Source organism: Cupriavidus taiwanensis LMG 19424, from assembly GCF_000069785.1.
In the GTDB taxonomy this organism is placed as follows: Bacteria; Pseudomonadota; Gammaproteobacteria; order Burkholderiales; family Burkholderiaceae; genus Cupriavidus; species Cupriavidus taiwanensis.
In genome coordinates this window covers 1,053,101-1,076,612 of record NC_010530.1, presented here as the reverse complement: position 1 = coordinate 1,076,612, position 23,512 = coordinate 1,053,101, and the positions used below count along the sequence as shown (strand labels likewise).

The 23,512-nt window shown below is 62.8% G+C and carries 18 protein-coding genes; 5 read left to right on the top strand and 13 right to left on the bottom strand.

The features are described from left to right. Together RALTA_RS20610 and RALTA_RS20605 are read left to right on the top strand one after the other, a co-directional pair. Complete coding sequence (locus tag RALTA_RS20610; protein WP_167330472.1) at window positions 1–846, top strand: OmpA family protein; 846 nt, start codon at window positions 1–3, stop codon at window positions 844–846. Window positions 847–899: 53 nt separating this feature from the next. Further along, the gene (locus RALTA_RS20605; protein WP_012355854.1) at window positions 900–1,793 is read left to right on the top strand and encodes a hypothetical protein; all 894 of its coding nucleotides are present in this window, start codon (window positions 900–902) and stop codon (window positions 1,791–1,793) included. Window positions 1,794–1,825: 32 nt separating this feature from the next. Here the strand turns inward: RALTA_RS20605 and tssA are convergent, their stop codons facing one another. From tssA to RALTA_RS20535, 13 genes are all read right to left on the bottom strand, one after another. Beyond that, on the bottom strand, window positions 1,826–2,917 hold the full coding sequence (gene tssA / locus RALTA_RS20600) for a type VI secretion system protein TssA (protein ID WP_012355853.1): 1,092 nt from the start codon (window positions 2,915–2,917) through the stop codon (window positions 1,826–1,828). A 217-nt stretch (window positions 2,918–3,134) separates the two neighbouring features. Then, a complete protein-coding gene (locus RALTA_RS20595) occupies window positions 3,135–4,205 on the bottom strand; it encodes a DUF6708 domain-containing protein (RefSeq protein ID WP_012355852.1) in 1,071 nt (356 codons plus the stop codon). A 12-nt stretch (window positions 4,206–4,217) separates the two neighbouring features. After that, window positions 4,218–6,962: a T6SS effector BTH_I2691 family protein gene (locus RALTA_RS20590; RefSeq protein WP_012355851.1), complete on the bottom strand. Its 2,745-nt coding sequence runs from the start codon at window positions 6,960–6,962 to the stop codon at window positions 4,218–4,220. Between the two features lie 10 nt (window positions 6,963–6,972). Then, on the bottom strand, window positions 6,973–7,884 hold the full coding sequence (locus RALTA_RS28905) for a DUF4123 domain-containing protein (RefSeq protein ID WP_157877215.1): 912 nt from the start codon (window positions 7,882–7,884) through the stop codon (window positions 6,973–6,975). 34 nt (window positions 7,885–7,918) lie between these two features. Beyond that, entirely contained in the window at window positions 7,919–10,717 is a 2,799-nt protein-coding gene (locus RALTA_RS20575; RefSeq protein WP_012355849.1) for a type VI secretion system Vgr family protein, read from the bottom strand. Window positions 10,718–10,757: 40 nt separating this feature from the next. Further along, a complete protein-coding gene (gene tssH, locus RALTA_RS20570; protein ID WP_012355848.1) occupies window positions 10,758–13,487 on the bottom strand; it encodes a type VI secretion system ATPase TssH in 2,730 nt (909 codons plus the stop codon). 80 nt (window positions 13,488–13,567) lie between these two features. Continuing rightward, on the bottom strand, window positions 13,568–14,659 hold the full coding sequence (tssG, locus tag RALTA_RS20565; protein WP_012355847.1) for a type VI secretion system baseplate subunit TssG: 1,092 nt from the start codon (window positions 14,657–14,659) through the stop codon (window positions 13,568–13,570). Further along, on the bottom strand, window positions 14,623–16,470 hold the full coding sequence (tssF, locus tag RALTA_RS20560) for a type VI secretion system baseplate subunit TssF (protein WP_041232530.1): 1,848 nt from the start codon (window positions 16,468–16,470) through the stop codon (window positions 14,623–14,625). Before tssF ends, tssG begins: the two co-directional genes overlap by 37 nt. Before the next feature lie 86 nt (window positions 16,471–16,556). Further along, window positions 16,557–17,030: a type VI secretion system baseplate subunit TssE gene (tssE, locus tag RALTA_RS20555; RefSeq protein ID WP_012355845.1), complete on the bottom strand. Its 474-nt coding sequence runs from the start codon at window positions 17,028–17,030 to the stop codon at window positions 16,557–16,559. A gap of 60 nt (window positions 17,031–17,090) precedes the next feature. After that, window positions 17,091–17,594, bottom strand: a complete 504-nt coding sequence (locus tag RALTA_RS20550) for an Hcp family type VI secretion system effector (RefSeq protein WP_012355844.1) — start codon at window positions 17,592–17,594, stop codon at window positions 17,091–17,093. A gap of 94 nt (window positions 17,595–17,688) precedes the next feature. Beyond that, a complete protein-coding gene (tssC, locus tag RALTA_RS20545; RefSeq protein WP_012355843.1) occupies window positions 17,689–19,179 on the bottom strand; it encodes a type VI secretion system contractile sheath large subunit in 1,491 nt (496 codons plus the stop codon). Then, window positions 19,172–19,687 carry a type VI secretion system contractile sheath small subunit gene (tssB, locus tag RALTA_RS20540; protein WP_012355842.1) on the bottom strand — a complete coding sequence of 172 codons (516 nt, stop codon included), beginning with the start codon at window positions 19,685–19,687 and terminating at the stop codon, window positions 19,172–19,174. Before tssB ends, tssC begins: the two co-directional genes overlap by 8 nt. Before the next feature lie 36 nt (window positions 19,688–19,723). Then, complete coding sequence (locus RALTA_RS20535; RefSeq protein ID WP_012355841.1) at window positions 19,724–20,353, bottom strand: tetratricopeptide repeat protein; 630 nt, start codon at window positions 20,351–20,353, stop codon at window positions 19,724–19,726. Between the two features lie 257 nt (window positions 20,354–20,610). On the opposite strand from RALTA_RS20535, the gene tssJ reads away from it, so the two are divergent. The 3 genes from tssJ to icmH are packed head-to-tail and all read left to right on the top strand — an operon-like array spanning window position 20,611 to window position 23,481. Next, a complete protein-coding gene (gene tssJ / locus RALTA_RS20530) occupies window positions 20,611–21,303 on the top strand; it encodes a type VI secretion system lipoprotein TssJ (RefSeq protein WP_012355840.1) in 693 nt (230 codons plus the stop codon). Window positions 21,304–21,343: 40 nt separating this feature from the next. Continuing rightward, window positions 21,344–22,690 (top strand): type VI secretion system baseplate subunit TssK, encoded by a 1,347-nt coding sequence (gene tssK / locus RALTA_RS20525; RefSeq protein WP_012355839.1) that lies wholly within the window; start codon window positions 21,344–21,346, stop codon window positions 22,688–22,690. Next, window positions 22,687–23,481: a type IVB secretion system protein IcmH/DotU gene (icmH, locus tag RALTA_RS20520; protein WP_012355838.1), complete on the top strand. Its 795-nt coding sequence runs from the start codon at window positions 22,687–22,689 to the stop codon at window positions 23,479–23,481. Before tssK ends, icmH begins: the two co-directional genes overlap by 4 nt. Window positions 23,482–23,512 lie beyond the last annotated feature (31 nt).

Below are 23,512 nucleotides of genomic sequence, written 5' to 3'. Positions count from 1 at the left end.
ATGGCCCACTTGAAGGCTGCCTCCGCTGTGGTTGGAACACGCACGCCTGCACTGGCTGCGGGCCTGCTGGCCGCGCTGGTCATGCTGCCCGGCCATGCCGCGCCCGGCGATCCCGGCACCACCGCCACGCCTGCCGCGTCTGCAGCGGCACCTTCAGGCCGCGTCGTCGCAGGCGGCGCGGTCCCCGACGAAGCCACCAAGGCAAGTGTGCTGGCGCGCCTGCGTGAGCTGTATGGCAGCGCCAACGTGGTGGACCAGATCGAAGTCGGCAACGTGGTCTCGCCCCCGAACTGGTCGGGCAATGTGCAGAAGATCCTCTCGCCGCAAATCAAGCAGGTCAGCCGCGGCCAGCTGAGCATCGATGGCACGCAGGTATCCGTGCACGGCGACGTGCGCAACGAGGCCCAGCGCCAGCAGATCGCCAGCGACATGGCCACCGGCCTGGGCCAGAGCTATACGGTGAAGAACGGCCTGCGCGTGCCCGCTTCCGAACAGAACCTGCTGGACCAGACCCTGGCCAACCGGATCATCGAATTCGAAACAGGCGCCGCCACGCTGACGCCCAAGGGCCGCGCCATCCTCGATGAAATGGCCGCGGTGCTGCCGCGCCTGAGCGGACGCAAGATCGAGATTGTCGGCCACACGGACAACTCCGGCAGCCGCGCGCTGAACCTGACGCTAAGCCAGGCACGCGCCGAGACCGTGAAGAACTACCTGATCGGCAAAGGCGGCGAGCCCGGCATGCTGACGGCAGTGGGGGTGGGACCGGACCAGCCCGTGGCACCGAATGACAAGGAGGAAGGGCGGGCGAAGAACCGGAGGATCGAGTTCCGGGCGGGGCAGTAGTGCGACATACCACGCTAGCCTTGGCATGATCCATTGATACCAGTTGCCCGACTATGGAACAACGCCCCGTCTACATGAGCGCCGAGGACTGGGAAGCACCCGACCCCATTGCGGCCTATCCCATATGGCTGGAGTGGCCCTGGCGCATCTGGTGTGCCCTCATCTGGCTTGCTCAACGGGCCCTGCCTTCGTCTGGTGACGGCAGCACGGTCCAGCTTGAAATGCGCGAAGGCATCCTAGATTGCGTCATTGCCGGCAATGCGGCCTTCAGCGTCTATGAGGATATGGGCTTACCCATTGCTACGCTGGCAAGTCTGAAATGGGACTATCCGGAGGTCATGCCGCGTCGTGCCCATATCCGAGTGACACCGGTAATCCTGCGGCTTGTGGACGGCCAGGACATCCACTTTTGCGACTATCAGATCAACTCAGTTCCTGTACCTGGCAACCTGGCCTATTTCGAGGCGCTTTCCACTGGTGACAGAATTCGAGCTGTCGGCTGGAACGATCAGGGCATCTTTTCGGCATGGGGCGTCCGTATCGGCACCGGCCAGGACGCGCTATCGCTTTATGCATCTCGCCGGCCGCAGCCCGTTGCTATGCCATGGCGAACACTGCTGGCCGGCCGGAACAACGTCTTTCCTCACCTCGTACAAATTGCAGGTTTCTCACTGGCCGGTTTGCTCGCTGGGCTTGGAATCATGCTAGTTGGAGGTGAAATCGACACCATCGAGGCCATCTGGGTGTGCGCGATGATCACTGCTGGCTTCGCACTTACCGCAATTACCGGCTTACTGATCATCGCAGGCATTCGTGTGATGGCAGGCCCATTGCTACCGATCCCTGCCATGATGGCGCGCGGCTTATTTGGGGTGCTGCGCAATCAGCGGTTTACCAGCTATGACTTTGGCCGCCACGGCATTCAGGTACGCAAGATGCTTGAGTAATTTCCACCGGAAGCGACAAATCGCTATTTTCATCAGCCTGCGTCGTCGCTCGAACGATTTTCGTCCACACCGAGCAATTCCTCGATCTGCGACAGCGTGGCATCGTCCTTGACCACCGTACGGAGCCACGCGTGCAGCGGCATGTCGCCCCACTTGGCGGCACGCGCCGCCAGGTAAGCCACGGGGCTGTGCGGCTCCGTGCGTCGGAAAAAATCCGCGACCTCGCGCAATTGGGCCAGCGCCTGGGCACGCGTGCGAATCGGGCCGGAGTGCACGGCGTCGGCAGCGCCGGCCGGCGCGCTTGCATGTCCGCTCTGCGCCGACGAGGACGATGCCTGACTGGGCTCCGCGCCGGCTGCCCGTTCCGCCGGCTTGCCGACAAAACGCTCCACCAGCATACGCACCGCCTCCAGCGCTTCTCGCGCCTGCCGGAAGCTGGGCGCATGCTCGCCGACCCGCTCGTCCAGCACATCGCCGAGGTGCTTCAGCGCTGCTTCGCAGGACACCAGGTCCGCATGCAGTGCCGTATAGAATGCCACAGGCGTCTTCTTGCGCGCCGCCTCGAATTGCTCCTGGCTGGTCTTGCCCTGTGCCAGTTCGTCCGCCTGCTCCGGATCGCGACGAATCGCTTCCGCGAGGTGCGTCGCTACCTCCCAGTCGACGTAGGTATATCCACCCGCCGATTCATCGACCAGTGGAATCTCGCGAATCAACTGGCTCGACCGCCCCGCCAGCCACGTCACGCTGCCGGTACGGTAATCGACATCGTCGGCTTCCATTACCGGATGCAGGTGATCCCAATATTGGCCACACAGTTCGGCCGTCAGCTGGTAGCCGTCGCGCAGCCCGGCAAAACCCCGCTCCTTGGAAAGGGCCTCGGTCAACCACACCGCCAGGCGTAGGTCCTTGGTGCGATCCTGCAGCAGCGAGGTGGCGATGCCGATCACCTCGCGCCAGTCTGCCTCCTTGATATCCGTAACCCAATCGCCCTGGTCCAACGAAGGATCGTCAGCGCGGCGCGCCTCCTGGATGCGGTCGAATTCAGCGGAAAACAGCAGGTCTTCGCCGCAGGGCTGGTCGCCAGGAAGCGGAGCAAGCAGGCGGTCGAACTGGAGGGATGCCATGGTGGTCAGTCAGCCTTGGGAACAAGGGGTAAGTGTACCGGTGGTGGTGCGGTAAGGCCATGGGCGTGATGCCCAGAGAGGCATTTGCGACTAACCCATTTGCCTATTTCTGCTTTTTCGTCCGGCAATTTGAATCGGGAGAATGGGAGGCGGTCGTCAAATTGGCCAAGGCCCAGATCGCCAGCATCCAATAGCATGATTCAGGGCTCGAATCCCTTTAAGCAGCTGTCCCATCCGGACCGAGTCGAGTTCTCCGCTCGGCATCGTACTCCAGGGCCATCTTCATCGCTCGCTCGCGGTATGCCAAAAACTGCTCGTCACCCGCAGGACCGCCGGTCTGGGCATCGCCTGCGTAGCGCGGCTCCTCAAGGACAAAGAGATCATTCGGGTCGATTGCGCACGCCGTCTCAACATCCGCCGGCCAGACGGGCCGTTTGCAGGTTTTCATGGCCAGGTAACGAAACAGGGCCCAAGGCAACGTGATGGGCAACATCAGGATGCTTAAAAACCCCGAAAACTGCCCGCTGACCTGAGTGATCACCACATTTCGCAACGTGGTTTCCGTCGAAACGGTAAGCGCCAGCGGTGGAAACGGCAGGCTCTGTGGGCCCTCTTCCATATAACGGCGCACCATCTCCCAATGTTCAAGTACCGCGCCGCGGCTGCTGCTGCCATCCATGCCAACGGCGAAAGTATCGCGCACAATCCGCTGTTCATCCAAAACATTGCAGCGCAAGTCAAAAGTGAAGGTGCTCTGCCCACCCATCGCAGGGCTGGAACGCCCGATAAAAAAATGGGCCTTGTCCCAAGGTACGGCCAGTACGCCACCAGGGCCGTTGTGCCGGAAAACGTACACGGTCCTGTTCTTGCGATTGAAACGAATTGGGTAGTGGGTATAGCGAAAAAAATCTTTCAGCCAAATGAATTTGACCATGCACAAAACAAAGACAATACATACGACAACGAAAATCCAATCCGTTACTACAAATGATTCCTCCGGAAGCGATCCGTCAGCCCGGGGAGTATGCATCGTAGATAAGGTGGATAACGCAAAAAATAAGAACATCGCAATAAATGGCGCTCCGCCCATGGCAGCCCAACCTCGCTCCAGAAAGAAGCGGTCCATATACTCGACGAAGGTCGAGTTGACCCTCAGGACACCATGGTCGTTCGGCGGAAGATCTACGACCGGACGCCTTGGGTCCAAGTGTTCCGCATCTTCATAGGCATGTAGTGGGCGGTTTACCTTGTATCGCGTAAGCCACCCGGCGTACTGTCCTTCTTTCATATAGATCCTCTACTATGCCTTCAGAAGCGACTGATAGGCTGATTCCTGCTCATCCAATTTCAAGAAACGACCATGCTTATGCATGCCAAATGGAGTCTTGTCTAGCCATATCTCAACTTTGTTATCCCTGATAACGTTGATCATCCATTCGCCTAACATGGATACAAGAGCCAGCGCGAGAAGCAGCACGAATCCTAGACCTGCACTTAACAGACCAAATAGCATAAGAGATGCAATTGCCCCACCTACAACCGAAGTGGTTATGTAAAGTCGATACATAGCGACATCACCCTGAGCTTTCGCATCTTTTGCTTTCCAATAGTCCAAAATCGAACCCATAAAAGCGCCAATCGTACCAATCAATTTCCCCAAAAAACCCACTAAAAGTGCGCGGCTCGACACCTTGTTCATGAAAAACCTAAAAGGTCTCACAAGGGATGTTCGTCCCCAGGCCGTTCGCTCAAATCCCTTTCCAGTAAGCTCTATACTGCTCCCTGCCAAGCTTGTCAGGGCACCGGCCAATTGTAATTGCCGTTGGCCCAGCGTCCCCTTCTTTGGGTCTGGTAGCTCCGTATATGCTTTGTATGCATTCCACCCATCTAGTATCAGACCCACGGTACCCAGCCCGATATCCAACTTGATCGCGGTCGCGGTCCGACTTCTCAGCGCCGCACGCAATTGGTCTTCTCGCAACAATATGTTGTCCAATTGATCGATGTTTGTCCCGTTAAACGTGCGGCGCATATCGTCATCCCAGAAGACGGTCCACTCGTATACCCGCCTCCCTCTTGCGTTACGCGCGCCAGGAATCTGTCCACGTGCTCCGCGCCGCTCGGATAACTCACTCCGCACATGATTATCAACCTGCCGCCGCAAGGCTTGGCGATCCACATTGGGGTGCGCTCGCACCAGCTCGTCAACAATGATGTGGGCCATTTCGGCCTCAGATGCTCGTATCTTAAGTTGGCGAAGAGGCTTTTTTGCCAGCAGGCCTAGCAAAGCAACATGGCGATAGCGGACACCCACACCAACTACCGCGTCCCCGGCCTTTCCCACTGCGCCTCTTCCAGCACGACCTAGTAGGGTCACTATCGGCGCCGAAACGCTGTATGCCAGTCGTGCCACACTTTCCATCGCGCCTGCCAATTCATTCGCATGCCCCTTTTCCAGTACGTGGGCAAAGGCCTTGAATACATTGCTCCAGGCTCCAGGATTGCCTACTTCTAACTCCGCAGTCGCCGCCTTCTCCAATTTCTTCGCCGCCTCGGAGTTGTCAAGCACAAGTGCCCGCAGAACCGTGTTCTTACGCTCAGTAAAGGAGCCCTGCAATTCCTTGAGAAGGATGTCGGATACCGGCTCAATACCAACAATGTCATACAAGCAAGCAATGACCAGGCTGGTCATGGCTTCGCCGCTCTTGATATCGGTATCATCGTGGTTGCAGGCCATCGCCTCGCGATATGGTGTTCCTCCGTACCATGTCACAAAGCTCCGCGCGAGCGGCGCCAGTGTGTTCCTGGCGTACGCGTTCATATCGCGCTCGAGCTCCTTATCGAAGGCTTCCCGGTTAGGCTCGCTGTAATCGTTCAGATACTCCTTCCAAGCATTTCGGCGCGCGCGCTTCTCTTCATCCGGCGTCAGTGCCATCAGTCCATTCTGCTCCCATACCTTTTCCTCCAGGTCTGGGTCATAGGGCGTCGCGACCGGCATTCCATCGGCGTACGTGTAGACGGCAACGCCAGAAGTGTTTCTTTTGACTTGGAGCGCTTCCTGCACGGCCTGCTCTTCAATGGCATGGCGCATGCCAACAATGGTCGTGGATGTGGCGTGTTTCCAGTCTCGGCCCTTGTCGCGTTCGAAAATTTCTACGCGCAAGCGCAGCAATTGAGCGGCTTCCAAAGCCAGTCCGACTGGGTCGTCAACTGCCAACATTGGGGCAATCATGCCCATCCGCTTTGCTTGCGAATTTGCCCAATTGACAAGACCGGGCAGCTGTTCCCTCAAGCCGTAGAACGCCTGTGGCGAGTGAGAAAATGCGGATGGCTGTCCCGCCATTTCACTTGGATATGTGCCGCGCTTGCCTGCTTCGGGACGGGTTTCCTTGATCGTATAGCCTCCCTCGGACAAATGGCCACCTAGCTTTTCCAACGAATCGACGTGGCGGTGGCTTCCTCCTTTCCAAAGATCCAAACGGAGCTCGCGCATATGGCGCGCTCGCTCCCTGGCATTGGTATGCGCCTTCCATACACGTTTTGTCCACGGTGTATCTGAGAATCCGATCCAGATTCTCTCTGCGGAACTGGCATCGGGAACCATGATGCAACGAGCCAGATAGGGATGATCGGGTTCCCTCTGGCAACTGAATTCGATGGCTTCCTTGGGCGGCTGCAACAACGCGTCAATGGTCTGCACCTTGTTGGTGTCCATCTTTTCCAGGACACTGTGCTTGATCTCGGTTGCAAAGGGGTACAGGTACCCTTTTTCCGTGATCACATAGGCATCCCAGCTGCCACGCTTTTCATTGCACACATAGAGGTAGCCGGGCCGCATGAGACGCAACGTATAGTGTTGCCCTGCCGGCAGTTCATTCTCTTGGACGCCGTGACCAAAGGGACCACCAAGGCGTGGCGCAGGTTTGCCCTTGCCTATGTCATCGCGGGCGATCGCATACCGGACAGGCAAGATCGGCAGCCCTTTCTTTAGGCAGAATGGGCAACCGGCTTTGTTGTTCTTCGGAGTCGTACCAGATTGGGTCATGGTTGTCTCATTACGCTGTCGGCATTCGGCTGTTCAGCTCCTCCGCCATACTGAGCCAAGCGGAATCGTCAAGGTCCGCACATGCGGCGGCATAGCTTCCCATTTTGGTAGCTGCTTGCCCAAGACGTTCCAATAGCTGCGGATGATGGTGGATCTGCGGATGAAAGCGGACGGATTGAATGGCGCAAAACAGCCAATCCTCGCTATCGGTGAGCGCGAGTTCAGTACTGGCCTGGAGCAGCGCCGCATCGAGCCGCTGAAACAACGCGTCGTTCTGCGATAGATCAGGCGCCAAAATCTCAAGTTCCGTCAGTGCCCGGTTCGTTAGGGCCAGGCGCTCGAGCGTCGCCCACTGGTGGGGATGCAGAACCAATCGCTGGCCGGGACTGTATCGCGCGAGACGGCGGCCGGTAATCCAGCCGCTGGATGCGGGCCACGACCAGACGCTGATCGGCCCGCAAAATTCCACACGCTGCTTGTCCGTCAATAACCATTGCAAGTGACGCATGACACGCGGGTCGTAATAGCGAAGCAGGTAACGCTGTCCATTGTCTTGTCGTGTCATCACCAGAAGGCGGCTGAGATGGGCGCTCAGCACTGATTTCTCGGCGTCGCTGCTGAGGAGACCGCAAAGATATGAGTTCCCCTGCTGTTCCCTCGCTTCTATACGACCCAGCAGGATAGCGCGTTGCGGCGCGGTCAGATCATTGAAACTTAACAACAACGGCATGAACTCCGCCTGCACTTTCAATTCTGGAGGTGCCAGCCTGGTAATTGGAAGGTCCTCCCATTCCTCACGTTCAAGGCGCAGCGGATTCAGCAGCCCGTAGGTGAAATCTGATAGCCACCGGTGAGAAAAGGCGGAGTGGCCAGCAGGCATGTCAGCTGCGCCCTGCGCATTCCAGGACTCAGCGTGATTCATCAGGTGGCGATCTTGCACGGCCATAATTAGCGAGTCAGGACTGAATCGGAACGATGCCGGCACCGGTCGATTCAGCCCCCATCGCCTGATACTCGCACAAGGGTAGCTCGCCCTTGGGCAGGCTCGTATTTGCTTCACGCCCCCCCGGCCCCACAAACAAATGCTGCGCCCCCTTAAACGTAGTCATCCCCGGCGCATGCACCTCAATCGTGTTCCCAAGCACCCGGATCTGGGCCCCGGCCGCGTTCAACAGCACATGCTCCTTCGCTTGCACATTGACCGCCCCCTGAGACGAGGACACCGTCACCCGCTTTTCGGCGGCAATGCGACCCTGGCCCTGCAAGCTGGCAACACCCACCTTCCCGCTCGCCGCATGCATGGCAATCCCCGCCGCGGACTCGTCCCCAGCCTTGCCATGCGTGAACAAGCTCAGCCCATCGGCCACCGCCACCGACAGATTCCCACCCGCCGCCACATTGGCATCCTTCTGCGCCGCCACCGTCAGCTGCGTACCCGCGACCAGCACCGCATCGGCGGGCGTGGTTGCGGCGATGCCCTTGGGTGCTGACACCTGCAGGTGAGGCTCGTTATAGGCAGTGGCGCTGGCTTTGCCATCGGCCCCTTCTTCCGTATGGCGCAGCACTTCGGTGGTGTGCTTCAGCTGTGCGATGGCCGGGAGTTCGGCTGGAGCCGGCTCGTCCGGCAAGTCCGCCTTCTGCTTGCGCGCGACATCGGCCAGCGAAGTCAGCAGTTCAGTGCTGGCCTCCACCTGCGTTGCAGCGCCCTCGCTGTCGAGCAAGGGCACACTGGTGCCGGCGCCGTGCGCGGTCAGCAGCATGCCCGCGCCGCCGCGCAAGGCGCCGCTGTCTGCGGTTTCCAGCGCGGCGCCGTGGCCCAGGGCTGCCTGGCGGGCGTTGTCGCGTTGGTCAAGGTGGTGGCCCAGCGTCAGGGCCGAGGCCGCTTGCGTGGTGGATAGCAGGGTGCGGCTTTGTCCCGAGGTATCGTCGAAGACAAGCTGGTTGTAACCGCCGGTACCGTCCTGGCTGTGGCCGAGGGCCTGGGTCTTGATGCCGGACAGCACCGCATTGTGGACGTGGCCTTGCTGGCCGTCGGGCTTGCCGTTGCCGTCCTGTTTGCCATCGGCGGTCTCGTTGCTGCCGGCGAACCACGCTGGTGCGTTGCCGGTGGCGTTGGCAGCGCCGGTCTGGTTCTGGTTGTACTGGGCGCTGGCCTGGCCGCGGCCGTTGTAGGCGGCGCCGATCACGACCGGGCGGTCGATGTCGCCGTGCTGGAATTCCACCACCACTTCCTGGCCGACGCGCGGCAGTGCCACGCCGCCCCAGTTTGCGCCGGCAACCGGGGTCGCTACGCGCACCCAGGTGCCCAAACCGGCTTCGGCGCGGGCGTTGTCGTCGCCCGCGGGATGAGACAGCCGGCTGGCCGAGCGGGCCCCGCGCTGCCAGTGGAACTGAACCATGACCCGATGGTCGCGGTCGGTATGCACGGGACCGTCCGTGCCGATGACGATGGCAGTCTGAGCCCCGGTGACGGTGGGTCGCGGGTGGAGTTGCCGCCCTTGTCCGTCAAGCTGCTGCGGGCGGTAGGGGATCTTTGCCGGCACTACCGTAAATTGATTGCGGTAGAACGGCACGTCCACTGCCGACGCATCTTCGGCTGGCGCCTCAGTCGACTGACCTGTCCCGAGCAATTGATCGATGACGCCGCGGAAGCGCTCGTTCAGGTTGTTGCGGGCCGCATGCGCCACCGCCAGGACGACAAAGCGGCGTTCGTCGTCTCCTTGCACTCGCTCGTAGTCATAATGGCCGGTCAGCATGAAGCGGCTGGCGGGCGCCAGCGTCCGTACGCTGCCCTCGCCAGCGAACGACAGGCGTCGGACTTCCAGCGCCTCCACCAGTTGCCGGGCATGGCGCTGCGCCTGGTCGCCGTCTTCGAACCAGTATTGGCCGGGATAGTCGGTATCCTGCAGGGTCGGAGCGGCTGAATTGCCCTCGGCCGGCGCACCGGCCTCGGCGCTGCGCACCGCCTTGGCGCGATAGTCCCAGCTGGCCACGGCCACAGTATTGGTCTGCAGCCTGCGCGCACCTTGCCAGCGATCGATCACGTCTTCGGCAGCGGTGGCATCGGCGCGGCCGAAGCGGATGCTGGCTTGTTCGTTGTCCTGGAAGACATCGTTGGCATCGGCGATCACCATGCGGTGCGTGCCGAGTGCCTCGCCATCCGCGGCTTCATGCTCGAAGTAGTAGAACAAGCCTTCTTCGGCGAGCAGCCGCGTCACGAAGTCGAAGTCGCTCTCTTCGTACTGCGTGACGATGCTGCGGCGCGGATAGGCCGACGCGTCGCGCAGCGCCCAGCGCCACGCCGGCACCAGCTTGCCCTGGCCGTTGTAGTCGCCGAACACGCTGTCCACCACGTCGACCACCGACATGTCCTGGAACAGGAAGCTGTCGCGGCGGTGGCGCAGGAGGGCCAGCCAAGGCTCCACCACGATCCGGTAGCGCGCCAGCCCGCCGTTGGCGCCCACGCGCTCGAAGCGCGTGACGTGGCCATGGAAGGGCCGCAACGTGGTGCGGCTGCGCTGGGTCAGCAGGTCGATGCGCACGGCCTGGCCCAGAAGGCTTTGCGCCTCGATGCCGGCGTTATCCGACACCGCCGTCAGGTCGATGCGGAACCCGCCGCCGTCCAGCTGCTCTGCCGCCTGCAGCTGCTCGGGCATCAGCGCGTCGTGCCCAAGGGGCGTCTGCAGGCGCAGCAAGCGGTTGGCCTGCGAGAAAGCGGCGCCAAGCAGTTTGGCCAGGTCGGTCGCTGCAACCATGAATGACTCCCGCGATGTCACGAGTCTGCGCATGCCGATATCAGCTGATGCGGTACTTGAACTCACCGTTCTTGCCCGTGGTGACCTTGATCTTGTCGACACCGCCGCCCTCTGCCATGCGCACCAGTACGGTTTGCGCGATCTCCGGAAGCAGCGTTCCGTTCAGGATATGGTCGACCGCACGCGCACCGGCATCGACTTCGGTGCAGCGCGCCAGCACCGCCTCGACCAGCGCGTTATCCCACTGGAATTCCGCTTGGTGGTTGGCGGCTACACGGTCGCGGATGCGACCGAGCTTGAGCGTGATGATCTCCACCAGCACGTCGTCCGGAATCGGGTAGTACGGCACGACCTTGGTACGCCCCAGGAAGGCCGGCTTGAAGGCTTTGTACAGTGTCGGTCGTAGCACCTCGGCCAGGGCGTCGGCGTCAGGCAGTTCCTCTGCGGCGTTGTTCAGGCAGGCCTGCATGATCACCGACGAGCCGACATTCGACGTCAGGATGATGATGGTGTTGCGGAAGTCGATGGGCCGCCCCTCGGCATCGTCCATCTCGCCCTTGTCGAACACCTGGAAGAACATCTCCAGCACATCCGGGTGGGCCTTCTCGATCTCGTCCAGCAGCACCACGCTGTAAGGGTTGCGGCGCACGGCCTCGGTCAGCACGCCGCCCTCGCCATAACCGACATAGCCTGGCGGCGATCCCTTCAGCCCCGACACGCTGTGCGCTTCCTGGTACTCGCTCATGTTGATGGTGATGAGCTTGCGTTCGCCACCGTAGAGGATGTCTGCCAGCGCCAGCGCGGTTTCGGTCTTGCCGACGCCGGACGGGCCTGCGAACAGGAACACGCCGCGCGGCTTGTTGGGATCTTCCAGGTTCGCGGTGGCGGTGCGCACGCGCTGGGCGATTGCATCCAGCGCATGGTCCTGGCCGATCACGCGCGCGGCCAGCAAGGGCTTCAGGTTCAGCACCGTGCGCAGCTCATCCTTGACCATGCGGCCGAGCGGAATCCCTGTCCATGCCGATACGATCTCGGAAACCACGTGGCCGTCTACCTGCAACGGCACCATCGGTGCTTCACCCTGGAGCGCACGAAGCTCCGCCAGCAGCTGGTCGAGTTCGTCGGGCTCCGAAGCCACAGCGGCTGCCTTGCGGCTGCCCTTGCGCGGCATTGCCACCACATCGCTGTTGGCTGCCATGGCCGGGGCGGCTGCTTCCGTCTCCGCATCGTTGCCCTGCTCTCGTGCCGCACGCAGTGCCTGGATGCGCGCCACCAGTTCGCGCTCCTGCGCCAGGCGCGCATCGGCGGCGGCCACGCGTTGTTCCAGTTCGGCACGCTGTGCTTCCAGCGCTGCCAGGCGCTCTGTGTGCGCCGCCCCAGCGCGTTGCTCCCGCTGCAGCGCAGCCAGCTCCACGCCCAAGCGTTCCAGCGCCTTGCGATCGTCCTCGATCGCACCTGGCGTGGCGTTCTGCCCCAGCGCCACCTTGGCGCAAGCGGTATCGAGCACGCTGACCGCCTTGTCCGGCAGCTGGCGGCCGCTGATGTAGCGATGCGACAGGCGCACAGCCTCGGTGATAGCTTCGTCCAGCACGCGCACGCCGAAATGGCGCTCCATCAGCGGCACCATGCCGCGCAGCATCGCAGCGGCCAGCGTCTCGCTGGGCTCATCCACCTTGACCACCTGGAAGCGCCGCGCCAGCGCGGCGTCCTTTTCGAAGTACTTTTTATACTCGCTCCAGGTCGTCGCGGCGATGGTCCGCAGCTCGCCGCGCGCCAGCGCCGGCTTGAGCAGGTTGGCGGCATCGTTCTGCCCGGCCTGGCCGCCCGCGCCGATGATGGTATGGGCCTCGTCGATAAACAGGATGATGGGCTGCGGGCTCTTGCGGACTTCCTCGATCACGTTCTTCAGCCGATTCTCGAATTCGCCTTTGACGCTGGCACCGGCCTGCAGCAGCCCCATGTCGAGCGTACGCACGGTCACGCCTTGCAGCGGCGGCGGCACGTCGCCCACCGCAATACGCTGCGCAAGGCCTTCGACCACCGCGGTCTTGCCGACGCCGGCCTCGCCGGTCAGGATCGGGTTGTTCTGCCGGCGCCGCATCAGGATGTCGATGACCTGGCGGATCTCGGCATCGCGCCCGATCACCGGGTCGATGCGGCCATCGCGGGCGGATTGGGTCAGGTCGACAGTGAACTGGTCGAGCGCCGGCGTCGCGGTCAGCGCGGGCGCCGCGGTAACGCCGTTGGCGCTTGCCGTTGCCGCGCTGCCATCAGCCATATCCACCGCCTGCTCCCGCTCTTCGGAACCGGCGGTCAGTTTGTCGAAATCATGCTTGAGGCGATCCGCATCAAACTCGGCAAAGCGATGCGAGCCGCGTACTGCCAGCGGCGCCAGCGCCGGCTCCGTCAGCAAGGCCAGCAGCAGGTGGCCGGATCGGATGCGGGTGGTCTGGGAGTCGAGCGACGCAATCAGCCACGCATGTTCGAACAGCTTCGGCAGATAAGGCGAAAAAGCCGGCGTTCGCGTGTTGCCGTCCTTGAAGCGCGTGATTTCCGCTTCCAGGTCGCGCTGCAGCGCCGAGGGATCGATGCCGCTGGCGCGCACCGCCACCGAGAAATCGCTGCGCGCGTTTTCCAGTAGCGCCAGGAACAGGTGCTCCAGGTCGACCTCATAGTTGCCGCGCGCCATGCACAGCGACGCGGCGCGCTCCGCGGCGTGCCGGCAGCTTGCATTCAGTTTGGCGATCAACGTCTTGAGGGGAATGGCCATGGCGGCTTGGGCTCCGGTAGGTGTGAATCGCGTTGGTGGCGCGCGTTAGTGGCGAAATCGGGACGAAATCAAAGCTGTACTCAGTGCACGGGCGCAAGCGTGTAGCGCGCATCGCTGCGGTCCTGGCGCGCGGGCCTCGTGCTGAGGAAAGTATCCCAGCCAAGCCTGCCGCTGCCCGCGGCGCCGAGCGCGCAGCCGGATACGTCGCTGGCGCGCAAGATCAGGCCGACTTCGTACTCCAGCGTGGCGCCGCACAGAACCGTCACCATCTTCCGAAGGGCCAGCGCCCCTTCGGCGCCAGGGAGGAAATTGCGATACTGCTCGCGACCCAGCGGTCCCATCCAGACTCGCACGCGCAGGTCCCGCTGCCAGACGCGGGCCCCGGCCAGTGCGGTGGCGCCCAACAGGTTGTTCGAACCGCCAAGCCGCGAATACTGTGACGGCGGCACCTGGTACCAGCCGCCGACGAACTGCTCGACGCGTACTTCAGCCTGGAAGTAGTCGGACAGCACCTGCTGCAAATAGGCGGCCGATACCGGCCGGTGGCGCACGGCGGTGGCATATCCGGCCAGCGCTTCATCATGCACGACCCCGGCTGTGGCTGACAGGCCGCGCCGCATGGACTTGTCCGCCATGCCGGCCAGCGACAGCAGCAGTGGCAGGTAGTGCCGGTTGCGGTCGACTTCGTGCTGGAACGGCAGCCGGTACTTTTTCCACGCCTGATAGAACAGCGCGGTGGCGCGATTGGAAAAGATATCGAAGAAGGCGCGTGCGGCGCGGTCGCGGCGCAGGGTTTCGCGCTCCGCCACGATCTCGGTGTAGTGCAGAGGCAGCGCCCCCTGCCCGCCCAGCATCCCGAAAAAGGTGGGCGTGATCGACACCTGGTCCAGCGCACCATCGGCCAGGGCTTGCGCAAAGGCTGCATCGCTATCCAGTTCGCCATTCAGCGCGGTGGCGGCCTCGATGGACTGCAGCTCGCTCGGCGGGAATGACAGCGACAGGGTGTTGCGGAAGGCGACGCGCGTGGCCAGCACCTGCTCCGGCGTGCCGGCGCCTTCGCGCGCATAGTGCAGCTCGAGCAACCGCACCGCCTGGAAGAACTCATAGCGGTAGGGTTGCCGCAGCAGTGTGCGGATTACACCAGGATCGATTCGCCGCTGCGGGGTGCGCATCTTGCCAGTTCCTTGCCGCCGCGGCGCGATACCGCGACCAGCTGCACAAAGCTGTTCAGGTGGACATAGAGGCCAAAGAAATGATCCATGACCCGGATAAAGCGATGCAGGCCGGTGCCGACGAAGGCATCCTCGTCCAGCGTCAGCTGGATCTCCAGCCCGCGCACAAAGGTGGCGAACGGCTTGCCAGCCAGCCACTGCGTGGTGGGCTTGTAGTCCAGGCCAACGATGCCTTCGATCTGCCGCGCCGAAATCGCGCTGCGCGGCAGGTCATGCAGGCGCAGCATTTCCTTGAGCGTGGCGAGGCCGTTCTGCACCAGGGACAGGTGATTCAGCGCCAGCAGCGAAACCAGCCGCCACTGCGACGAGCGCCCGCTGCTCAGCCGCATCGACGACGTCGGCTTGCGCAGGAAGCTGATGCGGCGAGCGATCGAGCTGCCCTCCATGGTCAAGTCGCCATCGGGCTGACCGAACGCCAGCAGCGCGGGCAGGTCGCGGTTGGTGCAGGTAACGCTCAGGCTCAGCGTTTCCGTGCGTGGGCTGGCGGGATCGAAGTCCGAATCGACGATGGAGATTTCGGTCTCGAAGCCCGGGCTGCGTTCCGCTACCAGGGCATTGCGGCGGGCGATCCAGTAGTGGCCGGCGCTGCCCGGATCTTCGCCATGGTGCAGGGAGTAGAACGGCCGGAACTCCACCACGTCGTGGCTGGCGGCGGTTTCGCGCACCAGTTGCACCTGGTCGATCGAATAAACCTCGAAACCGTGTGCGCGGCGGCTGTCGGCCACCACCGGATAAGCGGTGGCGGTATGCTCGATGCGGATCGGGTCGGCCTTTTGCCGGAACAGGTTGACCACCGGCGTGCAATGCAGGCGCAGGTGAGCAGCGCCAAGCCCTTCGAGCAGGCGCGCGGTGTTGCTGTCGCTGCGCACGTCTGTCAGTACCAGGTGCAGCGTCACGCGGCGCACGGCGCTGCCGGGCAACAGCGCCCGCTGAACCGGGTCCAGGTCGAGATCGAAGAAGTTGAATTTCTCGGCAAAGCCGAAATGCTCGCTCAGCAGGCGGTATGCCGGATGCGAGCGCGCGGGGGTGTCAATCAGCGCCTCGTCCGCGCCGAAACCCACCTCGCGCAGCGGCACCCGCTGCAGGCGCTTCCACACACCGGGGCGCTCTTCCACATACGCCGCGGCCACGTGCAGGAATAGCGCGTCGCCCAGGGCCGCAACGAATGACGGCTCGCCATCCAGGTAGACGCGCACCGCCTGGCGGCCCAGTGCATCGAAGCCGCCCTGCTCGCCCAGGTACTCCAGTTCGATCGAGATGGCGCCCGTGGCTCCCTTCGGCAAGGCCACCGTCGACGGCGCGGACACCGCCCGCTCAAAGCCCGCGGCAGCGACCCGCAACGGCAGGAAGGTCACGTCATAGGCCGTTCGGAAACGGCACTCCACCTTGCGCACCGGGCGCGTGGTCAGCAACGTGCCGCGCGGCACCGTGACCGGCGCGCTCAACTGCGCGGCCATGCCGGCCACGTCGAAATGCGCAATCGAGCAGGACGGAAACGGGCTCAGGTAGTGCGGGTACAGCACCTCCAGCAGCGCTTCGGTGAATTCGGGGTACTCGTCGTCGAGCTTCTTGCTGATGCGTGCGGACAGGAAGGCGAACGATTCGATCATCCGCTCGACGTGGGGGTCGTCGCAGCCATCGGCCGACATTGCCAGGCGCGCCGCAATCTTGGGATAGCGCTCGGCAAAGTCGCGCGAATACCGGCGCAGGAAGGCCAGTTCGCGTTCGTAATATGGCAGCAAGTCTTCCATTCTGTGTGGCCGGTGGTGACACTGGTAAGGCGGTGCGCAGCGATGGCGATCTGTGGCTCCGATGGGCCAATCCGACCCGCCGCGCTTCAGCCCCGCCCTCGGGTGACCGAATACTGCAGCGTCGATGGCTGCAACATGGCATCGAAGCTGACCGGCTCGCGCGCGGGTCCGACCAGCAGCACCGCGCTGATGCCAAAGCACAGCACGCTGGTAGCCCGCTCGTTGACCGACAGCGCGACGTTGACGTTCTGCAAGCGCGGCTCATGGCGCTCGATCGCATTGCGCAACGACTGGCAGATGTACTGGCGGTCATCGAAGCTGGCCAGGCTCAGCCCCGCGAAGTCGTTGAGCCCATAGGTCAGCAGAGACCGGCGGCATTCGGGCAAGCCGTTGAAATCGGCGTCCTCATGGACGATGCGCGTGTTCAGCAGCGATTCGATGTCGCGGGCAACCGTCGCCTTCAGTTCTTCCAGCGACAATTGCCGCAGCGCACTGGGCAGCGGCGCATGCGGCTCGTCGTCGAAGAGCTTGTCGAGCAGGCTGGGCTCAAAGCCTTTCATGGGAGCGAACAAGCAAATGCCGCGGCAACGCTGCCGCGGCAAGGCTCGACTGCAGGAACGTCAGACCGAGTAGGTCTTGTCGTTCTTGGTCAGGCTCCAGGCGCCCTGCGAGTTGCCGCCCTGGTTGCCACCGATCTTCTGCTGCGTGTACTTCCACTGCACGGCAGCGTACTTCAGCGTGAAGCTGTCGCTGGGGATGCCCTCGGCAACCACGTTGGCCGACACCGCACCCAGGATGGCGTTCTTCAGCTTGATTTCCAGGTACTTGACCCGCTTGCCTTCACCGTCGGCACGCAGGAAGTCGATGGTGACTTCGTCGAACGTGGTGCCGCCCGACACGTGCTGGTACAGCAGCGGGCTGACCACGTCCAGATCCTTGGTGAACACCATCTCGCCGTGCTCGCAACGCTCTGCGGTATGGCCGCCAGCGGTCGACGCGGTTGCCGAACGTGGCTGCGTGATGCTGTGCTTCCAGGTGTTGACCTCGATCCAGTCCTTGTGGTCCTTGTCTTGCGATTCGCCCTTGATTGCCGGGCTGCCGAACTTGACGTAGATATCCTTCATGGAAAGACCCTCGATGAAAATCGCTATTTAGGCTTCTTGCCAGTTTCCTGGCATTGCTAGGTACTGCGCCCGCATTCCCCCGCAGGGATCGCGGTCAGGAGTTTGCCGCTTTGGGCAAATCCGCAACCAGCCGCAGCGAGATGGACAGCTCATCAAGCTGGAAGTGCGGGCGCAGGAAGGCGACGGAGCGGTAGGTGCCCGGCTTGCCGGGTACCTCCGACACCTGGATCGAGGCTTCCCGCAGCGGGAATTGCGCCTTCTGCTCCTGGCTGGCGTTGTCATCCAGCAAAACGTATTGCGAGATCCAGCGGTTCAGGAAGCTCTCCACGTTCTGCGCTGAAGCAAAGCTGCCGATCTTGTCGCGCATCATGGCCTTCAGGTAATGCGCCACGCGCGACACCGAGAAGATGTATTGCAGCTGTGCGGACAGCACCGCATTGGCATTGGCGCTGTCGGTGTTGTACTTCTTCGGCTTCTGCACCGATTGGGCGGCGAAGAATGCGGCATAGTCCGAGTTCTTGCAGTGCACCAGCGGGATAAAGCCGAGGTCGCTCAGCTCTTTCTCGCGCCGGTCCGTAATGGCAATTTCGGTCGGGCACTTGAGTGCAATCTCGCCATCGTCGGTCTTGAAGGTATGCGTCGGCAGGTCCTCGACCAGGCCGCCGCCTTCGACGCCGCGAATGGCCGCGCACCAGCCGAAATCCTCAAAGGCGGCGGTCAGCCGCGCGCCAAAGGCCCAGGCGGCGTTGCACCACAGATACTTGCCATGATCGGTGCCGTCCACGTCCTCGACGAAGTTGAAGCCCTCGACCGTGGTGCCATCCTTCGGGTTGTACGGCAGGCGCCCCAGGAAACGCGGCATGGTCAGGCCGACGTAGCGCGAATCCTCGGATTCGCGGAACGACTTCCACTTGGCATATTCGACGGTATCGAACACCTTGGCCAGATCGCGCGGCTTGCCAAGATCGGCGAAGGTCTCCAGGCCCAGCAGCTCCGGCGACGCCGACGCGATGAACGGAGCGTGCGAGGCCGAAGCCACGTGCGACATCTGCTCGATGAAATACACGTCCTCGGGCTGGCGCGTGATTTCGTAGTCGCCGATCAGCGCGCCAAACGGGGCGCCGCCAAAGGTGCCGAACTCTTCTTCATAGACCTTCTTGAACAGCGCGCTCTGGTCGAAGTCGATGGCGGTCTTGAAGTCGCGCACCAGGTCGCGCTTGGTTGCGTTCAAGGCCTTGATCTTGATCATCGTGCCGGTCTGCGTCTCCTTGACCAGGTACGACAGGCCGCGCCACGTGCTCTCCAGCTTCTGGAACTCCGGCGCATGCATCACGGCGCTGAGCTGGGACGAGATCAGGCGATCGAGCTCCGCCACGCGCGCATCCAGCGTCGCCGACAGGTTGTCGGACACCACCACGGTGCCGTCCAGCACCTGGCTGACCAGCTCGCCGATGATATCCTTGGCACGCGCATGCTCGGCATCGGACTTCGCGACTTTGCTTTGCTCGACGATCTCGTCGAGCAGGTTCAACGTGCCGACAGCCACGCCGGGCTGGGCCACTGCAGCGGACTGGTTATCAAGCATCGTCGCCACCGTTCCTGGCATTGGCACCGAGCTTTTGCAGCGACTCGGTATTGGTCAGCACTTCCGAAAGCAGGTCTTCCAGCTTGTCGTTGCCTGCCAGCTTGTTGCGCAGGTCGGCCAGCTTGGAGCGGGCTTCGAGCAGCTTGCGCAGCGGCTCGATCTGCTCGACCACCGCTTCCGGATTGAAGTCTTCGAGGGAATGGAACTTCAGGTCCACGCCAAACTTGCCTCCTTCCTCGGAGAGCGTGTTCGGCACCTGGAATGCGGCGCGCGGCTCGATGCCGGCCATCACGTCGTCAAAGTTGTCACGGTCGATATTGACGAACTTGCGGTCGCGCAACTTGGGCTGCGCCACTTCCGACTGGCCCGACAGGTCAGCCACCACGCCCACGACAAAGGGCAGCTCCTTCTGCTCGATGGCATCGCCCTTCTCGACGTCGTACGTCAGTTGCACACGCGGGGGACGCACCTTCTGCAGGCGCTTCTGGACACTTTCTTTCTTGGCCATCACTACTCTCCGATCTGGCGGAATCCGGTCTGGAAATCAGCGCAGCGCGCCGAACGGGTCTGCGCTGCCGCCGCCCGACGCCGCGGGCTGAGCCGGCTGCGCCGCAGCGGCGCTCGGCTTGGCAGGCGCCGCAGCACGGCGGCGCGGCACCGGCTTGGCCGCCGGCGCGGCATGCTTGTCGCGGGGGAACAGCACCTGCTCGCCCAGCGTTTCGCGCAGCATCTGGGCCAGCAGCTGGGCGTCGGAACGTACGTCGCCAGCCAGGGCGCTGTCGGCGCGCAGTTCCTGCAGCGAGCGGCGCGCCACGCGCAGGCCGCTGACCGCCAGCACGCTCTTGGCCTTGCGGTCGGTGGCGTCGCGCTGCAGCGCTTCTTCGGCTGCGACGATTGCCTGCGGATAGTGCTCGGCGCCGAACTCGATCTGCGCCATGCGCGACCACGGTTCTTCGCGCGTCGGATTGTTCTTGGCGATCTGCTCGAACAGGTTGATGGCCTGCTCGCGCTGTCCGCTGGCCAGGGCCGCTTCGGCCTCGGACATGCTCTGCTTGAACGACTCATCGCTCTGCGGCCCCGGGTTGGAGGTTGCGCAGCCGGCAAGCAGCGCGGCGGTGCTGGCCAGCACCGCCAGGGTGCGATGGATTCCTGACTTGGGCTTGTAGTCGTTCACGGCGAGTCTCTGTGAAAGTTCAAGATTGCGGCGGGGCGATTCGGGCCTGGCCCTGGCAAAGATCCGTCTGGGAAAAGTGCCAAATGCCAATAATGTCAGAACTGTGTTGAACCCGAATTGGCCGGAATAGTACACTCTGCCGCTTACGGCTGACAACAGATCGGTGGATATTGTCAGCATTAGTACTTTTTGGTAGTTCTGTACCGTTTTGTTGGATAGGTCTACAACTGCTGAATTAGATAGTTTTAATTTCTGTCATGCGACAAATTGAATTCAGTCAGGGGGCGTACAGCAAGCCAGGCGGGCATGGCGCGCGCCTGGCCGCTGCGGCGAAGCGAGTCAGGCTGGCTGCTGGCCTGGCAACCGCTGTCTGCGTTTCAGCGCTGGCAGGCTGCTCGGTCGGCGGCACGCTTCTAGCGGGTGCGGCCAGCGGTGCGCTGGAAGCCGTTGGCCTCAAGCCGTCCAACGTGCCGGAATCACAAAAGCCGCCGCGGGAAGTTCCGCTGAAGCTGTACGCCGGCAACAACCTGAATGCGGCAGCCGACAACCGGCCGGCTGCCATCGTGGTCCGGCTATACAAGCTGAAGGATCCGACCAGCTTCCTGCAGGCACCGTTCGATACCTTCATCGATCCGCAGCGAGAGCAGAAGACACTCGGCGCTGACCTGGTGCAAGTTAGAGAGATGACTCTAATTCCAGGCCAGCGTTATGAAATCGTGGAAAAGATCACCCGCGAGGCGGGCACCTTTGGCGTGGTGGCACTGTTTCGCAGCCCTGCCCCGCAGCGCTGGAAATTCGCGTTCGACAGCGCCAGGAGCGAAAAGTCCGGCGTGACCATCGGCCTGCACGCCTGCGCCATGACACTGACCGTTGGCGATGCCATCACGCCGGCGGGCGCCGCGGCCAGCAGCAATCTGAACCTCGTCTCGGCGGCCGGCTGCCGCACCTGACGTAGCCGACCAGGCACCAACAAGGACAACAAAGGCAAACGTGAGTTATTCCGCCAAGATTTTGTGGGGTGAAGGCCTGTTCCTGCGGCCCCAGCATTTCCAGCGCCAGGACGCATACCATGAGTCGCGCCTGCACGCCACCGCGCAAGTGATCCAGCCCTACGGGTGGGGCGTGCGCAATGCCAGTTTTGACACGGATGCGCTTGCCAGCGGTGTGCTGCGCGTGACCGAGCTGGCGCTGTTCTTCCCCGACGGCGAACTGTATTCCGCGCCCCAGGCCGACGAGCTGCCACCGCCAGTGGTGCTTGACGCGATTCCCGCCGGCACATCGGAACTCACCTTCTACCTGGCCCTGCAGCCGCTGCACGATGCCGGGGGCAACTACCGCGACGATGCGGAAGGATCTCTGTCATCCCGTTATGTCGGCCTGCAGACCGAAACGTCGGACCTTTTCACGGAAGCCGAGCCAGCCGCCATCACCTATCTGAAGAAGGCGGTGCGGCTGGTGGCCGAGACCGAGCCGCGCGACCAGTTCATCTCGCTGCCGGTCGCCCGCATCCGGCGCACCGCGACCGGCGGCTTTGAACTGGACGAGACCTTTGTCGCCCCCAGCCTGTCGATCAATGCGTCGGCCGTGCTGTACCTGCGCCTGCGCCGGCTGATCGATGCGCTGCAGGCCAAGGTCAATGCGCTGTATGGCTTCCATCGCGAACCCACCAAGAACATCATCGAGTTCCGCTCGGGCGATATCGCGTCGTTCTGGCTGCTGCACACGGCCAACGCTTCCTTCGCCGCGCTGGCGCACCTGTTCCATCATCCCGAACTGCATCCCGAGCGGCTGTTCCAGGAAATGCTGCGCCTGGCCGGCGCGCTGATGACCTTTTCGAAGAGCCACACGCTGGCCGATCTTCCGGTCTACGACCACGACAGTCCGGGCCCGGTCTTCGCGCGACTGGACAGCATCATCCGCGACCTGCTCGATACCGTCATCTCCACGCGCTACTTTTCGATCGCGCTGGACGAGACCCGTCCCTCGTTCCATCTGGGCCGGCTGGATTCCGGCAAGATCGACGACAAGACCAGCTTCTACCTGTCGGTCAGCGCCGACATGCCCGTGGCCGAGCTGGTCGAAGCCATCCCCAGCCGCTTCAAGGTCGGCGCCCCGGACGATGTGGACAAGCTGGTGCTGTCGTCGATGCCGGGCGTGCCGTTGACGTACACGCCGCAGGTGCCGCCCGCGATCCCGGTGCGTCCGGGCGCTTGCTATTTCGCGATCGAGGCGCGCGGCGCGCTTTACGACCGCATGCTGCAGGCGCAGACCATCACCATCTATACGCCCGCCGGCATCCGGGAACTCAAACTTGAACTGATTGCGGTGACCTCATGAGCGCTACTTCCACGCCTTCGCTGTTCGGCGCCTCGCCGGCCGGCCAGCCCTCCGTTGCCGCAGCGGGCTCCGCCGACGGCGCCATGCACGCCCGCACGTTGCTCGACCTGCTCTACGATGGCTTTTTCATGCTGTTCCTGCTGCGCAATGGCCAGCAGCCGGGCAGCGCCGAAGAGTTCCTGCAGAAGGTGCGCGAGTTCCTCGATGATTTCGAGCGCGGCGCCAAGCGGCTCAACGTGGCGGCCGAAGACATCTTCGATGCCAAGTACGCCTTCTGCGCCGCCATCGACGAGACCATCCTGGCGTCGAACTTCAGCATCCGCAGCACGTGGGAGCGGCGGCCGCTGCAACTGGTGCTGTTCGGCGAGCAACTGGCCGGTGAAGGCTTCTTCAGCAAGCTGGAAGAACTGCGCGCGCACGGCGCGCCGCGCCTGCAGGCGCTGGAAGTCTTCCACATGTGCCTGCTGCTGGGATTCCGCGGCAAGTACATCCTGGAAGGGCCCGAGAAGCTGGCCTACCTGACCGCGCGGCTGGGCGACGAGATCTCGGCGATCAAGGGCAAGCGCGCCGCCTTTGCGCCGCAATGGCCGATCCCGGACAAGATCTCGCACGCGCTCAAGCGAGAAACCCCGCTGTGGATCTTCGGCGCGGTCTTTGCATTGATCGCACTGCTGGCCTTCCTGGGGCTGTCGACCACGCTGCGCTCGCAGACCAGCGACACGCTGCAAGGCTACTCGCAGGTGATCAAGCTGGGGCCGCGTTATTCGCACCTGACCATCTCGCTGCCCTGATGCCGCGTTGATGCCATCGAAGGCGGTCCTG

Coding starts and splice junctions, on each gene's coding strand:
- RALTA_RS20610 (WP_167330472.1), top strand. CDS start 1: ATGGCCCACTTGAAGGCTGCCTCCGCTGTGGTTGGAACACGCACGCCT.
- RALTA_RS20605 (WP_012355854.1), top strand. CDS start 900: ATGGAACAACGCCCCGTCTACATGAGCGCCGAGGACTGGGAAGCACCC.
- tssA (WP_012355853.1), bottom strand. CDS start 2,917: ATGGCATCCCTCCAGTTCGACCGCCTGCTTGCTCCGCTTCCTGGCGAC.
- RALTA_RS20595 (WP_012355852.1), bottom strand. CDS start 4,205: ATGAAAGAAGGACAGTACGCCGGGTGGCTTACGCGATACAAGGTAAAC.
- RALTA_RS20590 (WP_012355851.1), bottom strand. CDS start 6,962: ATGACCCAATCTGGTACGACTCCGAAGAACAACAAAGCCGGTTGCCCA.
- RALTA_RS28905 (WP_157877215.1), bottom strand. CDS start 7,884: ATGAATCACGCTGAGTCCTGGAATGCGCAGGGCGCAGCTGACATGCCT.
- RALTA_RS20575 (WP_012355849.1), bottom strand. CDS start 10,717: ATGGTTGCAGCGACCGACCTGGCCAAACTGCTTGGCGCCGCTTTCTCG.
- tssH (WP_012355848.1), bottom strand. CDS start 13,487: ATGGCCATTCCCCTCAAGACGTTGATCGCCAAACTGAATGCAAGCTGC.
- tssG (WP_012355847.1), bottom strand. CDS start 14,659: ATGCGCACCCCGCAGCGGCGAATCGATCCTGGTGTAATCCGCACACTG.
- tssF (WP_041232530.1), bottom strand. CDS start 16,470: ATGGAAGACTTGCTGCCATATTACGAACGCGAACTGGCCTTCCTGCGC.
- tssE (WP_012355845.1), bottom strand. CDS start 17,030: ATGAAAGGCTTTGAGCCCAGCCTGCTCGACAAGCTCTTCGACGACGAG.
- RALTA_RS20550 (WP_012355844.1), bottom strand. CDS start 17,594: ATGAAGGATATCTACGTCAAGTTCGGCAGCCCGGCAATCAAGGGCGAA.
- tssC (WP_012355843.1), bottom strand. CDS start 19,179: ATGCTTGATAACCAGTCCGCTGCAGTGGCCCAGCCCGGCGTGGCTGTC.
- tssB (WP_012355842.1), bottom strand. CDS start 19,687: ATGGCCAAGAAAGAAAGTGTCCAGAAGCGCCTGCAGAAGGTGCGTCCC.
- tssJ (WP_012355840.1), top strand. CDS start 20,611: ATGCGACAAATTGAATTCAGTCAGGGGGCGTACAGCAAGCCAGGCGGG.
- icmH (WP_012355838.1), top strand. CDS start 22,687: ATGAGCGCTACTTCCACGCCTTCGCTGTTCGGCGCCTCGCCGGCCGGC.